Source organism: Neobacillus sp. FW104-15D2 (assembly GCF_058790155.1).
Genome location: NZ_JBYTCJ010000027.1, coordinates 1 through 24,290, shown reverse-complemented (window position 1 = coordinate 24,290; position 24,290 = coordinate 1). Strand labels below are relative to the sequence as shown.

At 36.0% G+C, this 24,290-nt stretch carries 26 protein-coding genes and 3 pseudogenes; 10 read left to right on the top strand and 19 right to left on the bottom strand.

Going from position 1 to position 24,290, the window contains the following annotated elements; translation table 11 throughout:
- Positions 1–26: 26 nt before the first annotated feature.
- Positions 27–470, bottom strand: a pseudogene (locus AC3WR0_RS19080) (ComE operon protein 2); the annotation flags it as partial.
- 87 nt (positions 471–557) lie between these two features.
- Positions 558–1,220 carry a helix-hairpin-helix domain-containing protein gene (locus AC3WR0_RS19075; RefSeq protein ID WP_492553803.1) on the bottom strand — a complete coding sequence of 221 codons (663 nt, stop codon included), beginning with the start codon at positions 1,218–1,220 and terminating at the stop codon, positions 558–560.
- Between the two features lie 86 nt (positions 1,221–1,306).
- Here AC3WR0_RS19075 and comER point away from each other — a divergent pair, with 86 nt between their 5' ends.
- Positions 1,307–2,131: a late competence protein ComER gene (gene comER / locus AC3WR0_RS19070; RefSeq protein WP_492553802.1), complete on the top strand. Its 825-nt coding sequence runs from the start codon at positions 1,307–1,309 to the stop codon at positions 2,129–2,131.
- 275 nt (positions 2,132–2,406) lie between these two features.
- On the opposite strand, the gene AC3WR0_RS19065 is transcribed toward comER, so the two are convergent.
- From AC3WR0_RS19065 to AC3WR0_RS19030, 8 genes are read right to left on the bottom strand one after another with little or no spacing between them, the layout of a single operon-like run.
- Entirely contained in the window at positions 2,407–3,153 is a 747-nt protein-coding gene (locus tag AC3WR0_RS19065) for a class I SAM-dependent DNA methyltransferase (protein ID WP_492553801.1), read from the bottom strand.
- Complete coding sequence (rsfS, locus tag AC3WR0_RS19060) at positions 3,150–3,506, bottom strand: ribosome silencing factor (RefSeq protein ID WP_492553800.1); 357 nt, start codon at positions 3,504–3,506, stop codon at positions 3,150–3,152. Before rsfS ends, AC3WR0_RS19065 begins: the two co-directional genes overlap by 4 nt.
- Positions 3,507–3,510: 4 nt before the next feature.
- Positions 3,511–4,110, bottom strand: a complete 600-nt coding sequence (gene yqeK, locus AC3WR0_RS19055; protein ID WP_492553799.1) for a bis(5'-nucleosyl)-tetraphosphatase (symmetrical) YqeK — start codon at positions 4,108–4,110, stop codon at positions 3,511–3,513.
- On the bottom strand, positions 4,100–4,669 hold the full coding sequence (locus tag AC3WR0_RS19050) for a nicotinate-nucleotide adenylyltransferase (RefSeq protein WP_492553798.1): 570 nt from the start codon (positions 4,667–4,669) through the stop codon (positions 4,100–4,102). The genes yqeK and AC3WR0_RS19050 overlap by 11 nt, the downstream gene beginning before the upstream one ends.
- A gap of 22 nt (positions 4,670–4,691) precedes the next feature.
- On the bottom strand, positions 4,692–4,985 hold the full coding sequence (gene yhbY, locus AC3WR0_RS19045) for a ribosome assembly RNA-binding protein YhbY (protein ID WP_027319973.1): 294 nt from the start codon (positions 4,983–4,985) through the stop codon (positions 4,692–4,694).
- The gene (gene aroE / locus AC3WR0_RS19040; RefSeq protein WP_492553797.1) at positions 4,979–5,818 is read right to left on the bottom strand and encodes a shikimate dehydrogenase; all 840 of its coding nucleotides are present in this window, start codon (positions 5,816–5,818) and stop codon (positions 4,979–4,981) included. Before aroE ends, yhbY begins: the two co-directional genes overlap by 7 nt.
- 54 nt (positions 5,819–5,872) lie before the next feature.
- Positions 5,873–6,979, bottom strand: a complete 1,107-nt coding sequence (gene yqeH, locus AC3WR0_RS19035) for a ribosome biogenesis GTPase YqeH (RefSeq protein ID WP_492553796.1) — start codon at positions 6,977–6,979, stop codon at positions 5,873–5,875.
- Positions 6,980–6,982: 3 nt separating this feature from the next.
- Positions 6,983–7,498, bottom strand: a complete 516-nt coding sequence (locus AC3WR0_RS19030) for a YqeG family HAD IIIA-type phosphatase (protein ID WP_166025099.1) — start codon at positions 7,496–7,498, stop codon at positions 6,983–6,985.
- Between the two features lie 422 nt (positions 7,499–7,920).
- On the opposite strand from AC3WR0_RS19030, the gene AC3WR0_RS19025 reads away from it, so the two are divergent.
- A complete protein-coding gene (locus AC3WR0_RS19025) occupies positions 7,921–8,061 on the top strand; it encodes a sporulation histidine kinase inhibitor Sda (protein WP_081679944.1) in 141 nt (46 codons plus the stop codon).
- A 329-nt stretch (positions 8,062–8,390) separates the two neighbouring features.
- On the opposite strand, the gene AC3WR0_RS19020 is transcribed toward AC3WR0_RS19025, so the two are convergent.
- Complete coding sequence (locus AC3WR0_RS19020) at positions 8,391–9,176, bottom strand: phosphatidylserine decarboxylase (protein WP_492553795.1); 786 nt, start codon at positions 9,174–9,176, stop codon at positions 8,391–8,393.
- Between the two features lie 324 nt (positions 9,177–9,500).
- Here AC3WR0_RS19020 and pssA point away from each other — a divergent pair, with 324 nt between their 5' ends.
- A complete protein-coding gene (pssA, locus tag AC3WR0_RS19015; RefSeq protein WP_492553794.1) occupies positions 9,501–10,040 on the top strand; it encodes a CDP-diacylglycerol--serine O-phosphatidyltransferase in 540 nt (179 codons plus the stop codon).
- Between the two features lie 79 nt (positions 10,041–10,119).
- Here the strand turns inward: pssA and AC3WR0_RS19010 are convergent, their stop codons facing one another.
- Positions 10,120–11,901, bottom strand: coding sequence for a M3 family oligoendopeptidase (locus tag AC3WR0_RS19010; RefSeq protein WP_492553793.1), 1,782 nt, complete (start codon positions 11,899–11,901; stop codon positions 10,120–10,122).
- Between the two features lie 152 nt (positions 11,902–12,053).
- The gene (locus AC3WR0_RS19005; RefSeq protein WP_492553792.1) at positions 12,054–12,215 is read right to left on the bottom strand and encodes a hypothetical protein; all 162 of its coding nucleotides are present in this window, start codon (positions 12,213–12,215) and stop codon (positions 12,054–12,056) included.
- Positions 12,216–12,388: 173 nt separating this feature from the next.
- Between AC3WR0_RS19005 and AC3WR0_RS19000 the strand changes: the two genes are divergently transcribed.
- Positions 12,389–13,069 carry a response regulator transcription factor gene (locus AC3WR0_RS19000; RefSeq protein WP_492553791.1) on the top strand — a complete coding sequence of 227 codons (681 nt, stop codon included), beginning with the start codon at positions 12,389–12,391 and terminating at the stop codon, positions 13,067–13,069.
- Between the two features lie 26 nt (positions 13,070–13,095).
- Positions 13,096–14,082: a F510_1955 family glycosylhydrolase gene (locus AC3WR0_RS18995; RefSeq protein WP_492553790.1), complete on the top strand. Its 987-nt coding sequence runs from the start codon at positions 13,096–13,098 to the stop codon at positions 14,080–14,082.
- 322 nt (positions 14,083–14,404) lie between these two features.
- Here the strand turns inward: AC3WR0_RS18995 and sigK are convergent.
- The 3 genes and pseudogenes from sigK to AC3WR0_RS18980 all read right to left on the bottom strand — a co-directional run.
- Positions 14,405–14,932, bottom strand: a pseudogene (gene sigK / locus AC3WR0_RS18990) (RNA polymerase sporulation sigma factor SigK); the annotation flags it as partial.
- Positions 14,913–16,550 (bottom strand): recombinase family protein, encoded by a 1,638-nt coding sequence (locus tag AC3WR0_RS18985; RefSeq protein WP_492553789.1) that lies wholly within the window; start codon positions 16,548–16,550, stop codon positions 14,913–14,915. The gene AC3WR0_RS18985 and the pseudogene sigK, both read right to left, overlap by 20 nt.
- 5 nt (positions 16,551–16,555) lie before the next feature.
- Positions 16,556–16,714 carry a hypothetical protein gene (locus AC3WR0_RS18980; RefSeq protein ID WP_492553788.1) on the bottom strand — a complete coding sequence of 53 codons (159 nt, stop codon included), beginning with the start codon at positions 16,712–16,714 and terminating at the stop codon, positions 16,556–16,558.
- Positions 16,715–16,855: 141 nt separating this feature from the next.
- Between AC3WR0_RS18980 and AC3WR0_RS18975 the strand changes: the two genes are divergently transcribed.
- The 5 genes from AC3WR0_RS18975 (at position 16,856) to AC3WR0_RS18955 (ending at position 22,395) form a co-directional block, all read left to right on the top strand.
- Positions 16,856–17,737, top strand: a complete 882-nt coding sequence (locus AC3WR0_RS18975) for a tyrosine-type recombinase/integrase (RefSeq protein ID WP_492553787.1) — start codon at positions 16,856–16,858, stop codon at positions 17,735–17,737.
- 186 nt (positions 17,738–17,923) lie between these two features.
- Complete coding sequence (locus AC3WR0_RS18970; RefSeq protein ID WP_492553786.1) at positions 17,924–18,355, top strand: recombinase family protein; 432 nt, start codon at positions 17,924–17,926, stop codon at positions 18,353–18,355.
- A gap of 106 nt (positions 18,356–18,461) precedes the next feature.
- Entirely contained in the window at positions 18,462–20,123 is a 1,662-nt protein-coding gene (locus tag AC3WR0_RS18965; RefSeq protein WP_492553785.1) for a recombinase family protein, read from the top strand.
- 1,064 nt (positions 20,124–21,187) lie between these two features.
- On the top strand, positions 21,188–21,856 hold the full coding sequence (locus AC3WR0_RS18960) for a tyrosine-type recombinase/integrase (RefSeq protein ID WP_492553784.1): 669 nt from the start codon (positions 21,188–21,190) through the stop codon (positions 21,854–21,856).
- Entirely contained in the window at positions 21,856–22,395 is a 540-nt protein-coding gene (locus AC3WR0_RS18955; protein WP_492553783.1) for a hypothetical protein, read from the top strand. The genes AC3WR0_RS18960 and AC3WR0_RS18955 overlap by 1 nt, the downstream gene beginning before the upstream one ends.
- 396 nt (positions 22,396–22,791) lie before the next feature.
- Here the strand turns inward: AC3WR0_RS18955 and AC3WR0_RS18950 are convergent, their stop codons facing one another.
- The 3 genes and pseudogenes from AC3WR0_RS18950 to AC3WR0_RS18940 all read right to left on the bottom strand — a co-directional run.
- A complete protein-coding gene (locus tag AC3WR0_RS18950) occupies positions 22,792–23,247 on the bottom strand; it encodes a GNAT family N-acetyltransferase (RefSeq protein ID WP_492553782.1) in 456 nt (151 codons plus the stop codon).
- 210 nt (positions 23,248–23,457) lie between these two features.
- Entirely contained in the window at positions 23,458–23,790 is a 333-nt protein-coding gene (locus AC3WR0_RS18945) for a hypothetical protein (RefSeq protein ID WP_492553781.1), read from the bottom strand.
- A 143-nt stretch (positions 23,791–23,933) separates the two neighbouring features.
- Positions 23,934–24,290: pseudogene (locus AC3WR0_RS18940) on the bottom strand (class I SAM-dependent methyltransferase); the annotation flags it as partial.

Below are 24,290 nucleotides of genomic sequence, written 5' to 3'. Positions count from 1 at the left end.
TGTGCTGATTACTGGCTGATTTTGCTAAGGTCGATAACTTTTTCCTGTAACTCTACATGCTCGACTTTTACGCCTGCATTCTCGAATAATTCAATAGCGTATGGATGGTTATTATAATCCTGTGCATAATAAACGGCTCTAATTCCAGCCTGGATTAATGCCTTACAGCATTGAAGGCATGGGAAATGAGTTACATAAATCTCCGCATCCGCAGTCGGAACTCCAAATTTGGCACATTGAAGCAAAGCATTCATTTCCGCATGAATGGTCCTAACACAATGATTATCAATCACATAACAGCCCTCGTCGATGCAATGGTCACTTCCAGCAATGGAACCGTTGTATCCGCCGGCAATAATCCTTTTATCTCTGACAATGGTAGCTCCCACAGTCAGGCGAGTACAGGTGCTTCTCATTGCTAGTAAATGGCTTTGGGCCATAAAATACTGGTCCCATGAAATTCTTTCCACTTTTCTTCCCCCTTGTTTTTGCCAGCTAAATAACTTATGTCTTTAGTTTAATGCTCTTAGGCCGAATGGGTCAAACCCTGTTTTCCCTCAATGTACAGAAATATATTCCTGCAGTTTTTCAAATGTTTTATCACCAATCCCGCTTATTTGTTTTAAATCCTCCACTTTTTGAAAAGGCCCGTTTGTTTCCCTGTATTCCATAATGGCCGTTGCCTTGGAAGGACCTATTCCAGGGAGTGTCTGCAGTTCTGTTTCACCTGCGGTGTTTATATTAACGAGCGATTTATCTGCAGGCTTTCCATTGGCTGGAGTTTGTCCAGTTCTTCCACTTCCCGCCACTGGGGATAATACAGGTTCTTCCCCTATTGCAGGAATATAGATAACCATCTCATCCGCAATATGCTGTGCGAGATTTACCTGATTTTTATCTGCTTTCCGTGTCATCCCTCCAGCCTTATTAATCAAATCAATTACTCTTTCTCCATCAAGTGATTGATAAACTCCAGGATGGTTTACTTCACCTTTAACATCAACCATTAAAGGAGTATTCGGTTTCTGTGCATCTGTTTTTGGGTTCTCGTCTTTAGCCTTCATAGGTGTTTTATTTACTTCAGATTTATCAATAGTCTGAATACTGCTATGTTCAATAACAGGCGTATCTGGTAAATCTGAATAATAAAAAATTCCTCCAGCTGCTAAAGCTACCCCTGTAAAAAGGCTAAGTTTATGTTCAAGTATCCATTCTTTCAAAGTCCGTCATCCTTTCAAATGGTATAATTTTCTTAACCAATTCATATTGTTAGATGAGAGGAATGCATGTGAAGGAGGGATAAATTTTGAGAATTGGCATAATAGGTACAGGCAATATGGGGAGAGTTTTGGCGGAAGCGCTTATCGAAAGCAAAGCCGTTCCCCCTTCTTCAATGGTGATCACAAATCGGACAAAAGCCAAAGCATACATGCTTAAAAATAAATACAATAAACTCCAAATTTATGATGATGCACAGGAAGTGGCTGCCCATTCAGATTTGATTTTTGTCTGTGTAAAACCACTGGATGTTCTTCCTGTTTTACAGGGGATATCACCTTACCTGACGCAGGAAAAGTGTGTTGTGTCAATAACCAGCCCTATAAGTACAGAGCACCTTGAAAAAGCGGTTATTTGTTCTGCAGCGAGAGTAATTCCCAGCATAACGAATAGGGCCCTGTCAGGTGTGTCACTTATTACCTTTGCTGATAATTGCAGTGCAGGATGGAAAAGAGAAATTGAAAATTTACTGAGTAAGTTTTCCGTTCCGGTGAAAATCGAAGAAAAGGTGACAAGAGTTGCTTCCGACATTGTAAGCTGCGGTCCTGCATTTTTTAGTTTTCTAATCCAGCGTTTTATCGACGCGGCGGTTAAAGAAACAGAAATTGATAATAATACGGCCACTGTATTGGCGGGAGAAATGATTATTGGATTAGGAGAGTTATTAAAGCAGGGGCACTTTACCCTGCCAACACTGCAGGAAAAAGTATGTGTAAAAGGCGGCATAACAGGAGAAGGCATTAAATCAATGGAGAACGATATTGGAGAAATGTTTGAACATGTCTTCAGGGTTACGCAGGAAAAATTCAAAGAGGACATTGAAAAAGTAAACCACCAATTCTCTGCTATATAGCTTCGCTTTTGATAATGGCATTCCCTTTAATTTTTCATAAAATAATTAGAAAAACTCAGCTATTACCGAGACTTAGCTGAGGGCAGAGCCGTAGCTGCCCTTATCACGCTCGAAACGGGACTTCCTTCAAATACGTTGCTTTTCCTTCGTTGATGTTGCACCAGTTCACGAAGCCTTTCCTGTCCTGTTCGTCGTGTGTTAAGAACACACGCTAAAAAAATGAGCCGTCTCCTTTTATGCGGAGATGGCTCATTTTATTTCTTTTCTCATTTTGATTATGCTTTTTTAGCCATGAAGAAAATTCTTTCCGAATCAGACTGTGGTCCTGCATCTTCAAAATCTGCGCATACCTCAACCAAATTAAATCCGGTTTCTTTAAGCCAGTGCTTGTATTGTTCAACTGAATACGTACGCTGATAATGAAGTTCATCAAACCTGTCATATTTGCCGGAATTTTCATCTAAAACAAAAAAAGTAAGTTCATGTTCAACACTGTTTGGGTGTTCGCCGGCAAAACTGTTCCAAATGTACGCAAGCTGATCATCATTTAGTGTAAATGTCTGATTAATAAAGCCTTGTGTAATTTTATAAGTAGAATGAACGTCAAATATGAATATACCATCTTCTCTTAAGTGTTTAAAAACATGCGAAAAAGTATTGATAACTTCCTCTTCGGATCGTAAATAGTTTAGTGAATCGCAAAAAATGCCGATAACATCAAAACTTCTCAATCCTTCTAGCGCAGACATGTCCTGCTGGAAAAAAGGAATATGAAACCCGGCTCCTTCTGCCTTTGCATTTGCTACTGTCAGCATATCTTCAGACAAATCAACGCCTGTTATGTTAAAGCCTTCTTTAGCAAAACGAATGGAGAGCTCACCCGTACCACAGGCGAGATCGAGCATGTCTCGTTTCATAACACCATGCTTCTCAACCTTTTTAAGAACAAACTTTACCCATTCTTCATAAGGAGCCTCTTCCATCAGCTCATCATATAAATAGGCAAACCTTTCATAACTCATATATTAAGCACACTCTGGATGTCTTCAGCCGGAGCATCGCCCCATAATCTTTCAAGATTATAATAAATCCTCTCGTCTCTGTGGAATACATGTACTACTACATCCCCTAGGTCGATCAGGATCCATTTTGCTTCATCAAAACCTTCCATTCTCCGAACACCAAATTGGTTTTCTTCTGCTGTGTCCTTTATCCCTCTGGCAATTGCCTGAACCTGCTTATCAGAGTTTCCATGACAGATAATAAAGTAATCCGCAATTAAAGATATCCCCTTCATATTTAATGCAACGATATCCTCTGCTCTTTTATCATCTGCCGCTTTGACTGCGATTTGCAATAATTCCTGGTTGTTCATCCAGTTACCCCCTATTTTTCTTTTCAACGTTCTTTGCTTGTTCTTTAATATTTTTAACTAAATCATTGTAAGTATTAAAAGTCTCTGGATATACGGGCTGCTTTTTTTTCATCAAAAAAAGAATTGTATTCTGCACTGCCTGTAGGAGCGCTTCATCAATATCTCTCTCTGCCATTTCCCTAACTTCCTCTACTCCGGGAAAGTGGCGGCCTGGTTCAATGTAGTCGGCAAGATAAATGATTTTTTCCAGGAGTGACATTCCCGCCCTTCCTGAAGTATGGAAGCGAATAGCCTCCAAAACCTCGGGATCTTCTATTCCTGCCTCGTTTTTTGCTAAATAAGCCCCCGCAGGCGCATGCCAGAGTTCTGCATTAAATCCGATTAAATTCTCAGGAAATCCCTGTGTTAAAATGATTTCCTTCATTTCTTCTTTAGGCCGAAATTTTGCGTAGTCATGGAATATAGCAGCCAATTCTGCCTTCTTTTCATTTCCGCCGAATCGCTGCGCCAATTTTATCGCCGTTTCCATGACTCCAACTGTATGAATATAGCGGTGTTCAGTCAATTGTTCCTTTACCAGTTTTAAAGCTCTTTCACGTTCCATATAAATGATTCTCCTTAATATATTGGCTAACTGAATCAGGGAGCAGATATCTAACTGTCTTCCCATTGCCCAGTCTCTCCCGAATCAGGCTGGAGGATATATCAATAATAGGAATATTAACCAATGTAATAGGATATTTTGTTTCATGACTATAGGACGGCCTGTCAACTCCAACAAAATTGACCAATTGTACAAGTTCATCGATTTTTTGCCATTTCGGCAAATACTCGATCATATCTGCCCCGATGATAAAATAAAAATGCTGTCCGGGATACAAATCTGTCAATAATTTCATAGTATCTATGGTATATGAAGCTCCAGACCTTTGCCATTCTATTGTTTCGATTTTAAACTTTTCATTTCCTTCGAGGGCAAGCCTTAGCATTTCCAGCCGGTTTTCATTGCTTGCCGTATCAGGCCTTTCTTTATGCGGAGGAACTTGATTGGGCATGAACCAAATTTCATCAAGTTCTAGGGCTGACATGACCTCATTGGCTATAATTAGATGGCCATTGTGGGGCGGACTAAAGGTGCCCCCGAGAATCCCGACTTTTTTCACGCCAATCCTCCTCCTGCCTAAGTTATCTTGGTAATTCCAGTTGTTTATTTTCCTTTGATTCCTTATATAGAACGATCGTATTTCCTATAACCTGAACAAGCTCGGCCTTTGTACCTGAAGATATGACCTCTGCCACTTCGTCCCGGTCCTGATCACAGTTTTGTAAAATACTTACTTTAATTAACTCCCTTACTTCTAGGGCTTCGCCAATTTGCTTTACCATATTTTCATTTACCCCGCCTTTACCTACTTGAAAAATAGGGTTTAGGTGGTGAGCTTTTGATCGTAAAAATCTTTTTTGTTTACCAGTTAACATATTGTTCCTCCCAGCTGCTGTAAAACATTCATTCTCATTCGGTTTGTGTCAGGAAATATTCCTGTCCATTTTTCAAAAGCAATAGCCCCTTGATAGATAAACATTTCTATTCCGTTTTGAATGCGTGCGCCTTTTTCTTTCGCGGCAGCCAAAAATTGAGTTTCAAGAGGGTTATAAATAATATCAGAAACTACACTTGTTTCAGAAAGGTTTTCAAGAGAAAGCGGCTTTTCGTTTTCCCTTGGGTACATTCCTACTGATGTAGTTTGAACAATTAAATCATAGACGGGCAATTCTTCTTGGACCATTTGCGAGCTTACTGCTTTTGACAGATAACTATAAGGCGAGCTATCAATTAAGGCTTTTGCTCTTTCCTGGGTCCTATTATATATATCAACTCTGGCAGCCCCTGCTTTTGCAAGTGTAAAATAAATGGCACGAGCCGCACCACCAGCACCAATTAATAATACCCTTTTCCCATAAATATCAGGCATCTCGCTTTGGATACCAGTGAGGAAACCAGGTCCGTCGGTATTAAACCCAATAAGTCTGCCATTCTGATTAACAACGGTATTAACAGCTCCAATTTCAAGAGCCAGTGGATCCACCTCATCCAGCAAAGGGATAATGGCGCTCTTATGAGGAATTGTTACATTAAATCCTGATGCACCAATGGCCTTTAACCCTTTTACGGCGTCGTTGAGTCCCTCTGTTTTTACTTGGAATGCATGGTATGCCGCGTCAACTCCATAAAAAGCAAATAGATCATTATGCATTTGGGGCGACATTGATTGACTGATTGGATCTCCCAGAACTGCATAAAGCTTTTTCAATCCACTTCTCCCCTAACCATCCTGCTTTCCGGATGTTCTTTTTTTCCGGTTACGTTAAATTAATGACTTTCTTAGAATCGTCTGTACGCCTTTAGGAACATAGGCAGCAACCTTTGCCCCCGGTTCATTAACAGTAATCCAGCCAAGTCCCGAAAAAACGATATCCGTTTTTGGCTCTTTGATCATAAATTCCTGTCTGACTAATTCCGGAAAGTGTTCCATATCATCCTGATTAGGAGGTGTCAGCATTTCACCTGCGTGCTTTTCATATAATTCTGAAGCCTTCTCCATTTTGGTACGATGAATTTTTAAATCATTAGAGAAATGGCACACAAATGATCTTCTTCCGCCGCTTATATAATCAAATCTAGCTAATCCACCAAAAAACAGCGTTTGTTCCTCGTTTAATTGATAAACTGCTGGTTTAATTTCCTTTTTAGGCGTAATAATTTTTAGGTCTTTTTTATCAACAAAATGAGCCATTTGGTGATGATTAATTATTCCCGGAGTATCGATAATTGCCTTTCCATCATCCAATGGAATTTCAATAATATCCAAAGTGGTACCAGGAAAATGGGAAGTAGTAATTACATCCTGTCCGCCGGCAACATCTTTAATAATCCTGTTAATAAAAGTTGATTTCCCAACATTCGTACAGCCGACAACATAGACATCTTTTCCATTCCTTAGTTCGTCAATAGCCTCAGCTGTTTCTCTGACAAAATCGCCTTTAGCCGCACTAACAAGGAAGATTTCTTCAGGGGTTAAACCAAGTTCCCGGGACTGTTCCTTCATCCAGTGAATTAGCTTGCCGTGCTTAACTGACTTTGGAAGAAGATCCACCTTATTGCCAACTAAGACCACTTTATTGCTGCCTGCAAAACGTTGAATTCCTGGGAGCCAGCTGCCGTTAAAATCAAAGATATCCACAACCTTGACAATTAGGGCATCTGTTTCCCCTATTCCATTTAGTATTTTTAAGAAATCATCATCAGTCAAACTTACGTCCTGAATTTCATTATAATGCTTCAGCCTGAAACAGCGCTGACAAATGATCATTTCTTTTTCCAGAGCGGAGGCAGGAGCATACCCCAACCCGCCTGTGTCTGCAGTTTGTATTTTTACTCCACAGCCTATACATACATGCTGATGTTCACTCACACATTAATCCTCCCATTGAATCATGCCGCGCCTGCGGAACCAATTTAATATTCTACGTTCCACAAGCCGGTTAAATTTAGTTACAAATCCATCTGTCTGGGCAACCGGAACAACTAGTATGGTATGGAAACCGCTGCGATTCCCTCCCAGTACATCCGTCAAAAGCTGGTCGCCAATAACGACAGCTTCGTTTCTTTTAATCCCCATTGCAGCTATCGCACGGCGAAAAGCTCTCCCCATAGGTTTTCTTGCCTGAAAAATAAAAGGGATGCCAAGAGGGTCAGAAAAAGATTTTACTCTTTGCTCATTATTATTAGAAACAATAGTAACAAGTATATTATGTTTTCTTACCTCATCAAACCATTTTATCAACTGCGGAGTGGCAGTAGGCCTGTCCCATTCCACAAGGGTGTTATCCAAATCAGTAATAATCCCTTTGATTCCTCTTTTTTGTAAATCTTCAGGGGATATATCCAGAATACTCTTTACATGTTCATCTGGTAAAAAATGCTTTAGCACAACTTACACCTCTTATATATGTCCTTATTATCGTTATCATCATAACCAATTTTAACCGTTGATTCAAAGTTTAAATGGCATAAGACAAAAAACTCATTGGAAAATTTTAAGTTTACGTCTTTCTTTTAAAAAAAGAAACCTTTCATTACCTCTTTTTTCGACTTTTTAAAAATATTTTTCGACAAATTCTCTTCTCTTTCACTCTTGTGGATAAAGTTATTAACATTATACCCTTTGATTCAATTACTTTTTCATGGTTTATAAACAAGTTAGTCACAGCTTATCCACCTAAACCTGTGGATAATCCGAACGATTGTTCTACCTTCTACTTTCTGGTAGATTAAGGGTACAACCAAACGAACTTACTATCATATGAGTAAAAATGATGAAGTAGAACTTAAAATAGGAGGTGGCTTTTAGTTTTGCGTAAACTTTCTGATGATTTATTAATTGAATCGTATTTTAAAGCGAGAGAACTTAATCTTAGTCCCGATTTTATACGCTTGATTGAAACAGAAATACACCGCCGGTCCCTTACTAATAAAATCAGAATTTCCTCTTAATCATTGCCCTATTGATAGGGCTTTTTCTTTTTTATTGGCTAGGAAATTTTTATTGTTGATTTACTGTAGCTTGACTGTTGATTTTCGCTCCAATTAATAACAGCTTAAAATCAACTAGATGCTTTCACACAGCCTTAATAAAAGCGCAAGCCCTTATGATAAGGTTGAAAAGCTAAAATTAGCCTTTTTTTAATACTATTAATCGTTCTAAGTTTATATAATCCGGCTTAAAACGCTTTTGAATCTATTTACCACACTTTATTTCTTTTTTAACTTAATGGATTAAAACGAGGATGCCCCTTTAGCCAGGAGACATCCTCTGCTGCTTTTTATTTCAACTTAAATGTTCCAATTCTTTCGCCGACTTTTACATTTGCCGGGGTCTTAATGGTCTTTTCCAATTCAAATATATCTTTTTCAAACAGCAATACGACCGTGGATCCAAAGCTGAAAAAGGCCATTTCTTTTCCTCTTTCCAGTTCTGTTCCCTGGTGGGTAGTTTCTATGGAATTAACAAACATAGCCCCAACCTTTACAACGCAAACATGGCCAAAGTTTGTTTTAACCTCTGTAATCATCCGGTAGTTTTTTGCAAGTGTTCTGACCCCATATTTTAACCCTAATTTATTAACAGGATAAGATTTCCTTCCTAAAGTCCACTGCCTAATTACAGTTCCATCCACCGGACTGTGGATACGGTGATAATGGGTTGGACTTAAATAAAGGATCATATATGTACCATTTAAGTACTTTTCTAATGCCTCTTTATCACCGAGCATTTCATCAATGGAATAAACCTTCCCTTTTACTTCTACCTCACTCGTTTCTCTAATATTGCCCACATCTTCTATAACAGCATCCACAGGGCTGACAACTGCATCTATTGCAGGATCTATCTTTCTAGTACCAGGTTTTAATTGGCGTACAAACAAGTGGTGCAGAGTAGGAAAGGATTCCAGAGTTTCCTGCATTTCTTCCTTATTGATGTTATAAATCCTTGCGAAGGAAGGAACAACTGCCTTACTGAGGCGGGAACGGGAAAACTTTCTTAAAATCCACGATGTAACCCTTCCATTTGTAAGTTCTATAAGCAAACGATATAACGGCTGGATCAAATGTAACTACCTCCAAAAAGTGTAAAAATACTCTTTACTAACATTCATAAAAGTCTTAAAATTAAATATTATTAAGTTAACTAGGCGAATGCAGAGCTTTAATGCGTTTATCCCGCTCAACTGAAGACTACATAAAAGCTGGCGCTTTTCCCTCTAAGAGACAAAGCTGAAGACTTTTTCTAATGCTTCTATTCCAGCGTTTAGAATTTATAAAATCGGTTTAGCGAATGTATCCGGAGGAACAATTCCGCTTAATAGTAAAGTGCGGATATGGTGCAGATAAATAGATCTCCTGGCCAGGCTTCATATTTAAGGAGTGATGGAATGTTCTTGTCAAATGTGCTGGACCAAACGATTAAAAAAATTAAGTCCCAGACCGCAAATGTAATCACGCTTGCCAATTTGTCATTAGGCGGTTTTGCCATTATTTATGGGATCCGCGGGAATTTACGCCTAAGCCTTCTGCTAATATTCATTGCTGCACTTTGTGATCGTTTTGATGGAATGGCAGCCCGTAAATTTCACATTGAATCCGAACTCGGAAAACAACTGGATTCCATGAGTGATATTATATCATTTGGAGTGGCACCTGCACTATTGTTATATCAGGGGATTTTATTTGACTTTGGTATACCAGGCATATTTTTTACCGTTCTCTACATTGCATGCGGTGCCTTCAGGCTCGCACGTTTCAATATTTCTGAGAGCAACGGATACTTTACTGGCCTTCCCATCACCGCGGCAGGCTGCCTTGCAACGTTAAGCTTTCTGGTTATTCCTTATTGGCCTCCGCAAATATTCATTTTTATAATAATGCTTTTATCTTTCCTTATGGTAAGTACCTTTAAACTTAAAAAGGTTTAATAGTAAACAACAATAAAGCAACCCGATTGAAAATGCCGGGTTGCTTTATTGTGTTACTTATATTTGTAAGAGATTTAGTCTATTCAGTAAGTACCAGAAACTCTTCGATATCATCAACGCATACTTTTACTGCCTTTTCCCAGAAATCACGTTTGGTAAGGTCTGCCTGTAAATGTTTTAAGACTAAATCTTCCACCGTCATGGAGGCGGTATCTTTTAATAGTGCAATATATTTCTCCTCATATCGAGCCCCTTCTTCCAGAGCACGAGCATAGATGCCAAGAGAAAATAAGTAGCCGAATGTATAAGGGAAATTATAAAAAGGGACCCCTGTAATAAAGAAATGAAGCTTTGATGCCCAAAATAGCGGATGGTACTCTTCCAGCGCCCCGCTGTATGCCTCTTTCTGGGCCTCCTGCATTAATTCACCTAAACGAGAGGTACTTACCGGCCCTCCTTTTCTTTCTTCGTAAAAACGGGTTTCAAAGAGGAATCGGGCGTGAATATTCATCAGCAATGCCACAGACCTTTGAATTTTATCATCAAGCAGGGCTAATTTTTCCTCTTTTGATTTAGCTTGTTTCACTGAAGCATCAGACACAATCATTTCAGCAAAAGTAGAAGCTGTTTCCGCCACGTTCATAGCATAATTTCTGTTAAGGTAATGCTGCTCATTCATAGCATAGGTATGAAAACCATGCCCCAGTTCATGAGCTAAAGTGGACACATTGGAAGGTGTCCCTGAATATGTCATAAAAATCCTAGATTGTGCACTCTCAGGAAAATAAGTATGGAAGCCTCCAGGAGCTTTTCCAGGCCTATCTTCTGCTTCAATCCAGCTTTCCTCAAATGCCTTTTTCCCAAATGCAGCCATTTTTTCTCCAAACGCAGCGAAGTTATCAAGAATAAAGTCTGCCCCTTCCTGATAAGATACCTTGGTATCTGCGTTTCCATATGGAGCATCAAGATCATACCAGCTAAGTTTATCAATATTTAGTAATTTGGCTTTTCGTTCTAAATACTTAACAAACGGCTGCTTATTTTCTGATATAACAGTCCACATCGTATCAAGTGTCTCTTTCTTCATACGATTCACCTGAAGAGGTTCCTTTAAAAAGTCGTCCCATCCTCTGGCTTTATAGACGTTAAGCCTAAAGCCGGCCAAGTGGTTAAGCGTATGGGAAAGGAGATCAGACTTTTCTCCCCATGCTTTTTCCCATTCTTTAAAAACTTCCTTACGTCCTTCCCTGTCAGACTGTGAGAATTTATTGGAAGCCTGGCCAACTGAAAGGGACTCACCCTTATATGAAACTTTTATGCTGCTTACAATCAGGTCATACAATTGGCTCCAGGAATGGTATCCATCGACGCCTAAGGAGTTGATTAATGCTTCTTCCTCTTTGGATAATTTCTCGCTAGCCCGTTCCCTCCGCTCGGATAATACAAAAGAAAGTTCACTTAGAGATTGGAAAGAAATTAATTTTCCCCATTCCTCGTCATCGATTTGTGTTAGTTTACTGTCAAATATAGTTAAGGCATTTTGAAACGATGCACTTAATGATGTTACCTTTGCCTGAAGACTGCTGGCATGCTTATCTTCTGTATTCTGGGCCTGAAGGCAGCTCACAAAAGCTCCTGCCTGGCGAATCTTTTTTGCTGTTTGTTCAAAACCGCCAATGATGTTAGACAGACTTTGTTCATTTTTACTTTTTTGTGAAGGCTCCCATTTCTCTACTTCGCTGTGAAACGCAATGATAGTGGCTTGAGTGCTAGTTAGAAATTCAGTAAACTCGGCTGAATTACTTCCTCCAGGAAAAAAAACATCCAGGTTCCAAATATTCACATATGTTGATGTTGTCATTATTATCCCCCTTATATGTACGTCTCTTTCAATTATAAGATTATGTATTTGAAATTTCTATCAATTCAAACTTTTAATACAAAAAATCTTTCTTTTAGCTTTACCTGAACAATTAAAATAGCCTGAGGCGAAATTGCCCAGGCATAAGAAACTTAACAGCCCCTGTAGCTAAAATACCACCAGCCGCCAAAAATTAATACAAGAATTAATAGAACCATAAATAATGCATACCATGGACCGGCGCCGCCCGAATAACACGGATATGCAGGATAAGGGGCTGGGAAGCCGAATGGATAAGGATAACCGTATGGCATGTTTTTCCCTCCTTTTATCCTTTTCTTTATGATATGTATCCCTTTCTAGGAATGTATGGGCCTTTTAAAATCGAAATCTTGTTACGTTTTTCGCAGAATTGACATTGTTTAAGGAAAAAACAATATCTTCATATTGTATAATTACAACAATAAGCCTGCTGGGGGGAAATGGATTGAAAAGACTTTTGCTCATTGACGATGAAAATAGAATGCTTGATTTATTGTCCCTTTATTTAACGCCAAGGGGCTACCATTGTATAAAAATGAATTCAGCAGTAAAAGCAATTCGTTATTTAGAGACCAATCTGGCTGATTTAATTTTATTGGATGTTATGATGCCTGAAATGGGAGGATGGGAAGCCTGCAAAGAGATTCGGAAAAATTGGGATATTCCAATCATCATGCTGACAGCCCGCAGCGAAAAAAGCGATGTAATAAATGGATTAAAAATAGGTGCGGATGATTATATTGTAAAACCCTTTGATGAAGAAGAACTAATAGCCCGAATAGAAGCTGTGTTAAGAAGAAACAGCAAAAACGAGCAGGAGGTCCATTTTAACGGACTAACACTAAAACCAGATTCCTTCGAATTAACCTTCCATACTAATACAATTCCTCTTACTCCTAAGGAATTTTCCCTATTAGGACTATTTCTGCAAAACAGGAATAAAGTTTTTAGCCGTGATCATTTACTTTCTTCTATATGGGGATATTCGGTTTCAACAGAAGACAGAACTGTGGACTCCCATGTAAGAAACTTAAGGGAAAAGCTGCGGAAGACGGGGTTCCCCATTGATGATTATTTGACAACTGTGTGGGGCGTGGGGTATAAGTGGATGGACACAGAAACTTAAGTATCCCATCTACAGGAGGAAGAAAAGTGAAATCAGGAAAGAAGCTTTTGCTGGCAGGCATGGCAGGACTGATGATTTTCGGTTCCGGATGTGCCGACAAACAAATGAAAGAGCCTAAGCAAAAGACAAACCAGCAAGAAAACAAAGAAGATAACAAACAGGAATTCTCAATTATAAAAAGTAAAAAGGTAAAAATTAGCCACCTTCATGGGCTGGGGTACCCGGGAAATGATGACTCTCTTTATATAGCAACCCATAATGGTTTAAAAATGTTCGATGGAAAAAATTGGTCTGAAACAAGCAGTAATAACAACGATTATATGGGATTTCAAGCAGTAAGAGATGGTTTTCTCGCATCTGGCCATCCGCAAAAAGGTTCAGGCCTTAAAAATCCTTTAGGGCTTATTCAAAGTACCGATAAGGGGAAAACATTAAAAAAACTGGCGTTCTATGGTGAAAGTGACTTTCACTTTTTATCAGCCAGTTATTCCGGAAATGAAGTCTATATTATTAATGAACAGCCAAACAGTAAAATCGATGCCGGTATATATTTTTCTAAGGATCTGGGGAGGTCCTGGAAAAAAAGCAAGCTTACCGGTTTTACTGCCGATTCGTTTGGAATGATTGCCGTTCATCCCGATAAGGGTGATACAATGGCTATGGCAACTAGAAACGGAATATTTTATTCTGTGGATAGCGGTAACACCATGAAGGCAATAACAAGTCCGGAAATGGTAACTGCACTAACCTTTTCAGGTGACAGGCTCTACTATTGCAGTGTAGGAAATAATACCGTCCAGTTAAAGAAGCTGGATACAAAGACGCAAACAGAAACGGAAGTTAAAATTCCTTTCCTAGATTATAATAACCCTATAACTTATCTTGCAGCAGATTTAAAGAATCCACAAAGAATGGCGTTTTCTACTTATAATAATGATATCTATGAAACACGTGATGGAGGTATGAATTGGACCGCTCTCCTCCAAAATGGACAAAACACTGTTTCACCTTAGAAAAGCGTAGGCCTCGTTCAGTGAAGCGACTGCCGAGAAACATCATGTAAATATCTCTTCTCTTGTATCTGCATCCTTCAGCCTCTTAGATATGCTTATGGCGCAGGAGCGTAGTATGTTTACTTGGATTGAAAGCTAAACTCACGAAATGCAGACCATTTCTCGCAGGAAGAAGTGGGATGGACTTTAACTGCACCAAGTATCACTCTAAAGATCATTAAAGATCCCAGAAGGCTTTTTTCAAGGATGAAAACTCGCTTGGCACTAGAGCTAGACAATATATGAAAAAAGGCAGCCGATTGAGCTGCCTTTTTTCTCATTCTTAGCGATTTTTACGTTTTTCTTTTTCTGCCCTGTAGAATTCATGAAACATTTTCATCAGAGCCCTTTTTTCAATTCTTGAAACATAACTCCTTGAAATTCCCAATTCTTTAGCTATTTCCCTCTGTGTTTTTTCTTTCTGAAGGTCAAGACCAAATCTCCCTATTATTACTTCCTTCTCCCGATCATCTAGTACATCGATATACTTTTTAATTTTTTCGAGCTCCATATTAAGCTGAATTGTATCAATGACATCTTCAGACTCTGACTTTAAAACATCAATAAGTGAAATTTCATTACCTTCTTTATCCTGGCCAATAGGATCATGGAGGGAAACATCTTTTTTAGTCTTTTTAAGAGCTCTTAAGTGCATAAGGATTTCATTTTCAATACAGCGTGCAGCATACGTGGCAAGCTTGGTGCCCTTTCCTTCCGAATAACTTTCAATGGCTTTGATTAATCCGATTGTACCAATCGAAATTAAGTCCTCGGAATCCTCCCCGGTATTTTCAAATTTCTTGATATTGTGAACTCGATTCAAAGTCAATATCGACGGAATAAGGCAAAAAGTCTCTAGCTGCACCCAAAACATTTATGTTAACTGTTTCAAGATCATCTTCAAAATTTAGAACTACTTCTTCAATAAGATTTTCAATAATAAATCTTCTTTCTTTGAAAGATAATGATGTTGAGCTGGTTTCAAGAATATTACCAATATGTTTTAGTATTTCATTTATTTTCTCTTTATCATTTATCGCATTATAGTACTCATCGATGAAATTTTGATACTTATCTTTATCGAGAAGAAGATTTTGTAATTCATTATTTATTTTAAGAAATCCCGATGACATTTCATCTTCATCAATAAATCCCTTTACAAACATTTGTTTAATTCTTTCTCGTTCTTTATATTTATTATTTACGTTTTGTGTAACTAGTTTTAATGTGTTTTCAATATCTTCTATTGACTCTGTGAAATTTTCTTTATACTCGGTAATAATTTCATCAGGATTGGAGATGATGTCTAAAATTAGCTCCCAAATATATTCCTCAATAATATCAGCTCTAATGGAGCGACTTTTACATTTTTTTACTTCTGGGCCGTATTTTTTAGGAAATAGATTTGGACAACGATAAACTGGATACTTCGTTTTTTCTCCGGTAATTTTATCTGCTCTACCATTGTAAGTTGTTGCCTGATATATTCTACCGCAGTTTCCGCATCTTAAAAGAGATTTTAAAAGGTAATCAAATTTTTGATTACCTGATTTCTTGGTATTCTTAACTTTTTGTTCTTGGGCAAGATTAAATAAGTCCACATCTACTATTGATGGTACCTCAATAGTAATCCATTCGGATTTATCCCTTTCTTTTAATATTTTTCTTGGTTTACCTGATAATGTTTTTTGACCTTTTACTTTTTGGGATTGTCTCTTATTATATGTGTATTTTCCAATATAAATGGGTGAAGACAAGATTCTTCTTATGGAACTAGCACTCCAATTTTTGGATTCTCCACGTTTTGGTTGAACCCCGAGACTATATAGTTTTTCCCCAATTTCTCTAAGGGTCAATTTGTCGTAGACATACCATTCATAAATTTTTTTCACAAAAAAAGCTTCTGCTTCGTTAATTAATAGCTTAGATTCAAACAAATCATACCCAAAAGGTGCCACCCTCATTGGCATTACTTTTTTATCTTTTCTAACAGCCTCTAATCTTCCCCGAGTAGTTCTTTTCCTAATTAGCGATAGTTCATATTGTGCAATTACACTTTGCATATTAAAGAATAGTTGACCTTCCGGGGTGTTTTTATATTCAGTATCAACAAAAATTAGATCAACATTGTGCTTTTGTAATTCTCTGCAAATTAATAATTTATCGGTTAAGTCACGGCTTAGTCTGTCAGGGTGAACACAAATAACTTTAGTAATAGTTCCTTGTGTAACATCAGTTCTCAGGCGGTTTAGTTCTGGTCTATCGATATCCTCTCCTGAAACTCCCTCCTCTCGATATATTTCAATATTATTAATGCTAATATTAAGTTCTTTTGCTTTTTGGAAACACAGCTCTTCTTGTGAGTCAAGACTAAATCCATCAACTGCTTGCAAACCTGTTGAAACACGAAGGTAAAGACCTGTTTTCAATGAAATCACCTTGTTGTATTAATTTTTTTGTCCATCATCTCAAACGCCTTTTTTATTAAAAATCCGTAAATATTTTTTTTTGATTTTATTGATTCTTTATTAGAACAACCTTGTTTTTCAAAATAGGAAGTATCTAATGAAATTTTTATTTCTTTTTTCCCCATATGCTCTCCCTCGCTAGCCTTTTCTTTATGTCTATGCTGGAAAGCCTGTACACATTGATTAAATCTCTGGAGTATTTAAACCGTCTACATAAGAGTTGTTATGTATGGAACCATATTTTTACTTGAATAAGGAGTGACGCTATGGATATTAACGTTACGATAAAGGACTATCTTTCCTATTTGAAATACGAAAGAGCCTATTCCCCTCATACCATTAGTGCTTATCAAAGTGATATAAGGGAGTTTATTTCATTTTTAAATAATTCTATAGGATTTGAAATGCAGCTATCTCGATTAACGAAAAAGATATGTCGTGATTATGTTGAATATTTAAATGTAGAAAAGCTTTTAACTGGTTCGACTATTAGGAGGAAAATCTATGCCCTTAATTCATTCTTTTCATTTTTAGAAAACGAGGGGGTCATTGAACATAATCCGTTTATTAAATTAAAAATGCCTAAGAAAAAGAAAACTCTACCGATTTATCTAAACAGTGCTGAGTTAGATAGATTGATTCTTTCTGCTGAACTAAATCCAAATAAATATTACGGATTAAGGGATTTAGTTTGCATAGGTATTTTAAGATTCACCGGTTGCAGAAGAAATGAGCTACTATGCCTTAGATGGGAAGATGTTGATACTAACAAAGATTCAATTAAATTTCTTGGCAAAGGAAATAAAGAGAGATTAGTACCGCTCCATCCAGTATTGAAACTGTATTTAACTCGGTTTAAATCACAATTGAATAATCCGGAGAAAGGATTAATCATTAAAGGGCAAAACGAACAAAAACTTTCAGATTCAGGGTTAAGAAAAGTCTTGAATAAATATTTAAGGATTGCAGGATTAGATAAAAAGAAAATCACTCCTCATACGATTCGTCATAGTTTTGCTTCCGAACTTTTACAAAAAGGAGTAGATATACGAATTATTCAACAATGGTTAGGTCACGAGAATATTTCCACGACTGCTATTTATACTCACGTTACCTTCGAACAACTATCTAATGTTTGGAGAGTTTAAAGGATGAATAAAAAAAGAATAAGGATTAAAGAAACAAGTTATTTTGTGCGAGAAAGGTCTGGTGATTTCTGGTATGAAGAGATCTACAACTGGATCTTTAATTCATCTTTTTCTCGCATAGTTGATACGGAAGATTCTCTAGAAGAAAGATACAATGATTAACAATAAAATGAGGTGTAGTGAAAAATGAAAGATATAAACCAATTGAATCTAAAAAAAGAAACTTATGCTCTATATCGAAGGGTCGCATTGGCATCAACTGAGGAATTGGATTACCAGTATAATTTAGCTGAAAAATTTATTGCTGAAAGAAGTAATAATAAACTGTTATTCGATTACTGTGAAATAGAATCAGCAAGTACGCATTATTTAAAAAGACCAGAATTGAAAAGAATGTTAGATGATGCAAGAAGTGGTGTTTTTTCAACACTCCTTCTATCTAAAAGAGACAGACTGAGCCGAGATTCCAAAGAATTCATACAGATACGGTACATCCTGCAACAAGCGGAGGTTAAGGTAATTTTTTTAGACTATAATGAACTCAATTTAGAAGAAACTATTTACGAAAATTTAATTGATCATTTTATAACTTCCATTGTTGCCATTGAACCTAAATAATTCTTTAGTGTTAAACCACATTTAAAGAAAACCTAAACCAGAAATGAGGAAAATTTGATTTAAAAGTAAGCACCTGAAAACTCAACCAATTAATGAGAGGATAACAATGAAAAGTAATAAAGATCGTTATAGTGGAATGACTAAAGATGCAGCAATGGCCTTTTATGGTCGTGTCTCAACAGGAAGACAAGTAGAGAAAGGAGAATCTTTAGAAACTCAGTTAGCATTAGCTAAACAGCATATAGCTAAATCAGACCGGGAAATTACCCTTTACGAATACTGTGACCAAGGTGTGTCAGCTAGTAAAATTCACTTTACAAAACGGCCTGAACTTATGAGAATGTTGGATGATGCAAAAAAAGGATTGTTTTCTACTCTCTTGGTCTTTAGGCGTGACAGATTGGCACGAAATGAGGATGAATTCTTCTCAATAAAATATATTTTAATCAAAGCAAATATAAAAATTATCTATTTAGATCCAAGAGAAATTAATATAAAAGAAAATGATATATATGGAAATTTAATTGAATCTGTTATTACTTCTATTGCTGCTCTCGAACCTAAATTAATATCAACAAGAGTAAAAGCAGTGTTCAGAGAAAAGGCATTGAATGGCTTTTGGAGAACTGGGAGACCGCCTTTTGGATTGTACCTAGACAAAGATAACGACAAAAGCAAATCCAAATTAATCCCAATACCCGAGGAAGCTGAGATTGTAAAAAAAATATTTGATTACTATATAAATGAGAAAATGGGTTACCGAAAAATCGCACTTTTTTTGAATAAGGAAAATATCCTCTTTAGAAATAACCAAAGCATCAAGAAGCAATGGTCAATATCTAACATAAAAACAATTATTAATAATCCGATATATAAAGGCTATATAAGGCTTATTGAAGAAGACAATAGTATTAAACTTATACCTTGTTCAGGGATGGATTCCCCCATTATCCCCCCCGCTATTTTTGACAAAGCAAATGAAATAAAAAAAAATCGAAGTAATTTCTCTATAAAGCCAAGAGAAATAACTACTACTTTTTTGTTAAGCAATATTCTTTATTGTAATTGTGGGAGTCGGATGAGTGGTATTGATAATTCGTATTATTACACTAATAAGAAAGGAGATAAAGAATACAAAAAATATTCTTATTATATGTGCGGACTTAAATACCAAGGAAAACACCAAGGAATTTGTAATTTTGGAAGAATTAATGCAGAACAGGTTCACCAAATCATCCTTGAAAAGTGCAGCGAGCTGTTTCTACCAAGTAATTATGAGAAAACTCGTATTAAACTTATTGAAAAACAGAACTTATCAATTGAAGAAACTAAAAGTAAAATTAAAAATCTAAGCAGACGGATATCAGATTTAAAAAGAAAAATTGAAGTATTACTTGAGAACTTAGAGTCATCGACTCAAACGCATTTAGTTGCCACTTACGAGGACCGTCTTGCCCATAGATCAAAAGAGTTAAAGAAATTTCAAGTTGAACTCCTAAATGAGAAGAAGTATTACAATGAATTAAAAGATAAAGTTTGGTCGATTGAGGAAATTAGTGCAAAATTAAAAGATTGGAGAGAAAAAATTTATGATGTAGAATCGGAAGTACAACGCAAAATGTTACTCGATGTAATCAATAAAGTTCAATTGAATGAAGAAGGCGAGATATCCATTGAGCTGAAATTAAGTTTAGATAACCTAGAAACAGTAAAGGAAAAAGGTACACATAACAACTCTTATGTGTACCTTTTTCCTTTATTTAATTAAATCAGGAAAACATTTACTTTAAAAGGTAGTATGTGAACCACTTTATATTTTATACACGTTAATTTGTAAATCAAATGGTAATATTTAGTCCGGATATAAACTTTCTAAACAAAAATAATATACATAGACAACTCGCCCCGGCAAGAGTAAGTTGTCTATCCCATCAAAACGATATGTCCTTTTATGGACTTCCACACATTCTATGAAGGTTTTTTAACTATGCCTTCTAAAACAAATGTGAGTAATCGTTTCGTTTTTATTATGTGCTTTATTATTTGGTTTACTCAAAAAACCATAAATTTTTCTGTGAAAAATATAAAAAAGAAACTTTTGTTTCGTTATCGGAGGTGGGAAAAAGCTCTTATTGTTACTAAAACCAAGGAAAAATCATTCTGTTTTTTAAAAACATATAATTATTTTTTGCCTAAAAATATAAAGAAAGAATCATTCGATTCTTTGCCGAAATAGCCTTTTTTGTTACTAATAACAATGAAAAATTCTTTCTGTTTTTTAAAATAGTTATAATTATTTTTTGCTTAAAAATATAAAAAGAAACATTCGATTGTTTGCTGGAAAAGCCTTTTTTGTTACTAATAACAATGAAAAATTCTTTCTGTTTTTTAAAATAGTTATAATTATTTTTGCTTAAAAATATAAAAAGAAACATTCGATTCTTTGCCGGAAAAGCCTTTTTTGTTACTAATAATAATGAAAAGTTCTTTCCGACTTTAAAAAAATCTAAAATTTTTCTACCTAAAAAATAATAAAAGACTCTTTTTGATTCGTTATCGAAGGAGGAAAGACGACTGTATAAAAAATACTTAAAAAAAAGACAAACTAAAAATGTTCCAATAGTTGAAAGTGTTTTACAAACTTATTTAAAACTATCCAAAACAGAAAATACAGAAAAAGTAAAAAAAACTTGGTTAGTTAACTTCATTAATACATTACCTAAAAAACAAAATTCAATTATAGGTGATATAACTGTTGAACAGATAAATAATTGTTTACGCCTTTGGTGGGATTGCTATCCTAATGCAAACACCTTTAACCTGGCAAGGCAAGTGTTATTAGGTTTCGTTAGATGGGCAACAGATGAAGGAATTATTCAACTCCAGATAAAAAAAACAAATGTCTTAGGGAGAAAAAAAGGTGGAGAAAGAGCTCGAGGTCCATATAAGGATGAAGAAATTAACAAATTAATTGAATCCACTTTGAAATTTAAAAGTACGAGATTAGAATTGCTACTAATCCTTCTTCTAACAATTGCACCGAGAGCATCCGAAATAGCAAATATAAAATGGGTAGATGTCTTACAGGAACCGAATTATATTTTTTTAAAAAGAAAAGGAGGTAAGTTAATAAGTTTACCAATTTGTACTGAAATTCAAAACTCATTTTCTAAATGGTTTATGGAAAATAATGAACCTGATCAAAGTTCATATGTTTTTTCAAAGGGTAAAAAGCAAAGACCAAATCGATTTGATATATATTCAGATATGAAAAATCTTTTTAAAATTGCAGGGATTAGTTACCGGGGAGTTCACTTATTTAGACATAACCTTGCGACCACATTTGATAACTATAACATCCAGAATTCTATGTTCTTAAAGAACTTTGGATGGGAAGATGAACGACAAAAAAAGATATATGTAAAAAACAAGGATGACGACATCCTTCGTAATCTCCAACAAAAGTTAATTGGAATTTATAGATTTAAGGAGGAAAATTAATGTCGAAAAGAGCTGAGCAGATTTTCGATGATTTACTGGTGGAATACGCGGATGAAAATCTTCAAGTAAGAATTAATAACGATTTGTTATCAGATTTGAAAATAAATAAGGCTGCATTAACTAGATTTGCCAATCAGTGGTTAGAACAAAAAAGAGCAAAATGGATAGGAACCAACACCCTTCAATTGATAATAAATGATGACAGTGTTGAAAGTGAAGAGGTTATAAAAGAGAAAAATGAAGAGGCCGAACATAAATCGAAGAATGAAGCTTCCAATGAAAATGTACTTCCAGATATGACAACAAATTTAAAAATTCGAAACGATGTAAATCTCCCCAACAACCTAACAAATATAATTATTGAATTGATTGAGGGAAAGTTTGAAATTAAATTAACTAAAGAGATGCATTTATTAATTTTAAACAATGTAACTAAGTTCGAAATATGGGAAAGAACATTTAAAAATATTTTGTATAATCCCATTCCTGATTATATTGTTAACGATTATCTAAATTACGTGCTAAAAGAAAAAATTTAGTGTTTATTTTATAGGTATCTTTATTCTACAATCCTTCCATAACAGAACAAAGATACCTATAATTTTTTAGGTTCTCTTTCGCCTTCCGAAACTAAACAATGATACCTATCATTTCTTAGGATTCGTTTGTTACATCAATACATTAATAAAGGAAATTAGGCTTACGTTTACTACAAAGAAATTACTGTTTTATCTGCCACATCCTAACATTCAAACTGAAAGATAACAAACCTTAAGGCATTCTTAATATCACCCTTCTTCAACTATCCTCCCCCGGTAGCTCAATAAGAAAACGGGATAGCCGCAGCCATCCCACCTTTAACAAAAGCCCCCGTTACTTTAAGTACATTATTTCACAAAAGGAAAGCCCCGTTTGAAAAGAGCAAGTTATTTACTTCATAATACTTTTGTCATAAAAACACTATTGGGGTCGTCTTTGTAATCTGAAAAAGGATTACAATATTGAAACCCGAAACTTTCATATAGCCTTTTAGCAGGTTCAAAAGCATTCATTGAACCTGTTTCCAAACTTAACCTATAATAACCACGTCTTTTGGCTTCCTCCATTATGTGGTCAAGCATTCGTTTTGCAACACCTTTTCTTTGATGTTTAGTTGCAGTTCGCATTGACTTAATTTCTCCGTGTTGTGGCTCAAGCTCTTTGAGTGCACCACAACCTAGTAATTCATTTCCTTCCCACACACTCCAGAAAGTAATCTCTGGTCTCCGTAATTCATCAAGATTTAGTGCGTGTATGCTTTCTGGTGGAGAAATTAATGACATACCTAAAAGATGTTCCCTAATCAAGTTAGTAATTTCAGTTCCTGTTAAATCATCGATTTTGATTTCCATTAGACCCCTCCTTATCCTTGTCACTATAATTTATAGTCCTAAAAATAATTTTTCAACAATTTTGGAAGGTTATCTTACAATTAAAATCATTCTCTTACTTTACCTCCTTTTCTTGTTGAACTATCCTGCCCCGTTTGTTGAATAACAAAAAAAAGCCACCTTTGTTGACAGCAAGATCCGGAGCTCACTCCCCCTTTAGCTGAATAACATTCAGTTTCCGTATTTATCATCTCGAACTGGAATCCCATTATCTTTCGGGTGTTTAAAAATGTCTTCATAAGGTAAGGAACTAACTACTTCGAATTTTTTGGTATTTGGGTTGTATTCAAAAACCACAAGTTGTTCCCAACCACTTCCATTTCCAGTATCAATAACACCAACTCTATTAGGTGCAATTTGTACAACTCTCCCACCTTGATTATTAACGTCAACATTAGGTGTCAGTGTTTGAGTATACTCCTTAGTATTAATTTTGAAAGCAATTACAAACAAACACACTAAAATACCACTTAAAATAACTTTAATAAAAGTATCATTTTTCATTCCCCAGACTCCCCTCATATGTTTAATTTCTACCATATTCTTCTTCAACCAACCTGCCCCATTAGTCGAATAACAAAAAATGCCTCCAGGATTGGAAGCTTATTTTGAAACTCTTGTAATGTTTGCTAATGAACTTGCAGAACTCACCTTTTACATTTCTTCGCTTTAATTATCATTGTAGTTGGAAATCTTCTCGCTTTGTATAAAGAATAATAACGGTCAGAAAATTCCTCTTTTATAGAATCAAAACTTGCAGATACATTACTTTCAACAACAGAGTCAATAGTAAAGCCAGCCCTAATTAATTCATTTATATAAGTACTCATTTTTCTCTTGGGAATTACAACGGGGGCTTCTTCGCCTTTGAATCGTTGGTACATTGTTGTTCCTTCATCCTGGTATGATCCATCAAGATAGATTTGTCCATTTCGACTTATCATATGAGCATATAAGGGGTGATCCCAGCTAAATATAAAGTAACCGTCAGGCTTTAAATAAGA

What these genes read in the sequence shown, in the direction of transcription:
- AC3WR0_RS19065 (WP_492553801.1), bottom strand. Translation starts at nt 3,153, where the DNA reads ATGAGTTATGAAAGGTTTGCCTATTTATATGATGAGCTGATGGAAGAG.
- rsfS (WP_492553800.1), bottom strand. Translation starts at nt 3,506, where the DNA reads ATGAACAACCAGGAATTATTGCAAATCGCAGTCAAAGCGGCAGATGAT.
- yqeK (WP_492553799.1), bottom strand. Translation starts at nt 4,110, where the DNA reads ATGGAACGTGAAAGAGCTTTAAAACTGGTAAAGGAACAATTGACTGAA.
- yhbY (WP_027319973.1), bottom strand. Translation starts at nt 4,985, where the DNA reads ATGTTAACTGGTAAACAAAAAAGATTTTTACGATCAAAAGCTCACCAC.
- pssA (WP_492553794.1), top strand. Translation starts at nt 9,501, where the DNA reads ATGTTCTTGTCAAATGTGCTGGACCAAACGATTAAAAAAATTAAGTCC.
- AC3WR0_RS19010 (WP_492553793.1), bottom strand. Translation starts at nt 11,901, where the DNA reads ATGACAACATCAACATATGTGAATATTTGGAACCTGGATGTTTTTTTT.
- AC3WR0_RS19005 (WP_492553792.1), bottom strand. Translation starts at nt 12,215, where the DNA reads ATGCCATACGGTTATCCTTATCCATTCGGCTTCCCAGCCCCTTATCCT.
- AC3WR0_RS18980 (WP_492553788.1), bottom strand. Translation starts at nt 16,714, where the DNA reads ATGGGGAAAAAAGAAATAAAAATTTCATTAGATACTTCCTATTTTGAA.
- AC3WR0_RS18975 (WP_492553787.1), top strand. Translation starts at nt 16,856, where the DNA reads ATGGATATTAACGTTACGATAAAGGACTATCTTTCCTATTTGAAATAC.
- AC3WR0_RS18970 (WP_492553786.1), top strand. Translation starts at nt 17,924, where the DNA reads ATGAAAGATATAAACCAATTGAATCTAAAAAAAGAAACTTATGCTCTA.
- AC3WR0_RS18965 (WP_492553785.1), top strand. Translation starts at nt 18,462, where the DNA reads ATGAAAAGTAATAAAGATCGTTATAGTGGAATGACTAAAGATGCAGCA.
- AC3WR0_RS18955 (WP_492553783.1), top strand. Translation starts at nt 21,856, where the DNA reads ATGTCGAAAAGAGCTGAGCAGATTTTCGATGATTTACTGGTGGAATAC.
- AC3WR0_RS18950 (WP_492553782.1), bottom strand. Translation starts at nt 23,247, where the DNA reads ATGGAAATCAAAATCGATGATTTAACAGGAACTGAAATTACTAACTTG.
- AC3WR0_RS18945 (WP_492553781.1), bottom strand. Translation starts at nt 23,790, where the DNA reads ATGAAAAATGATACTTTTATTAAAGTTATTTTAAGTGGTATTTTAGTG.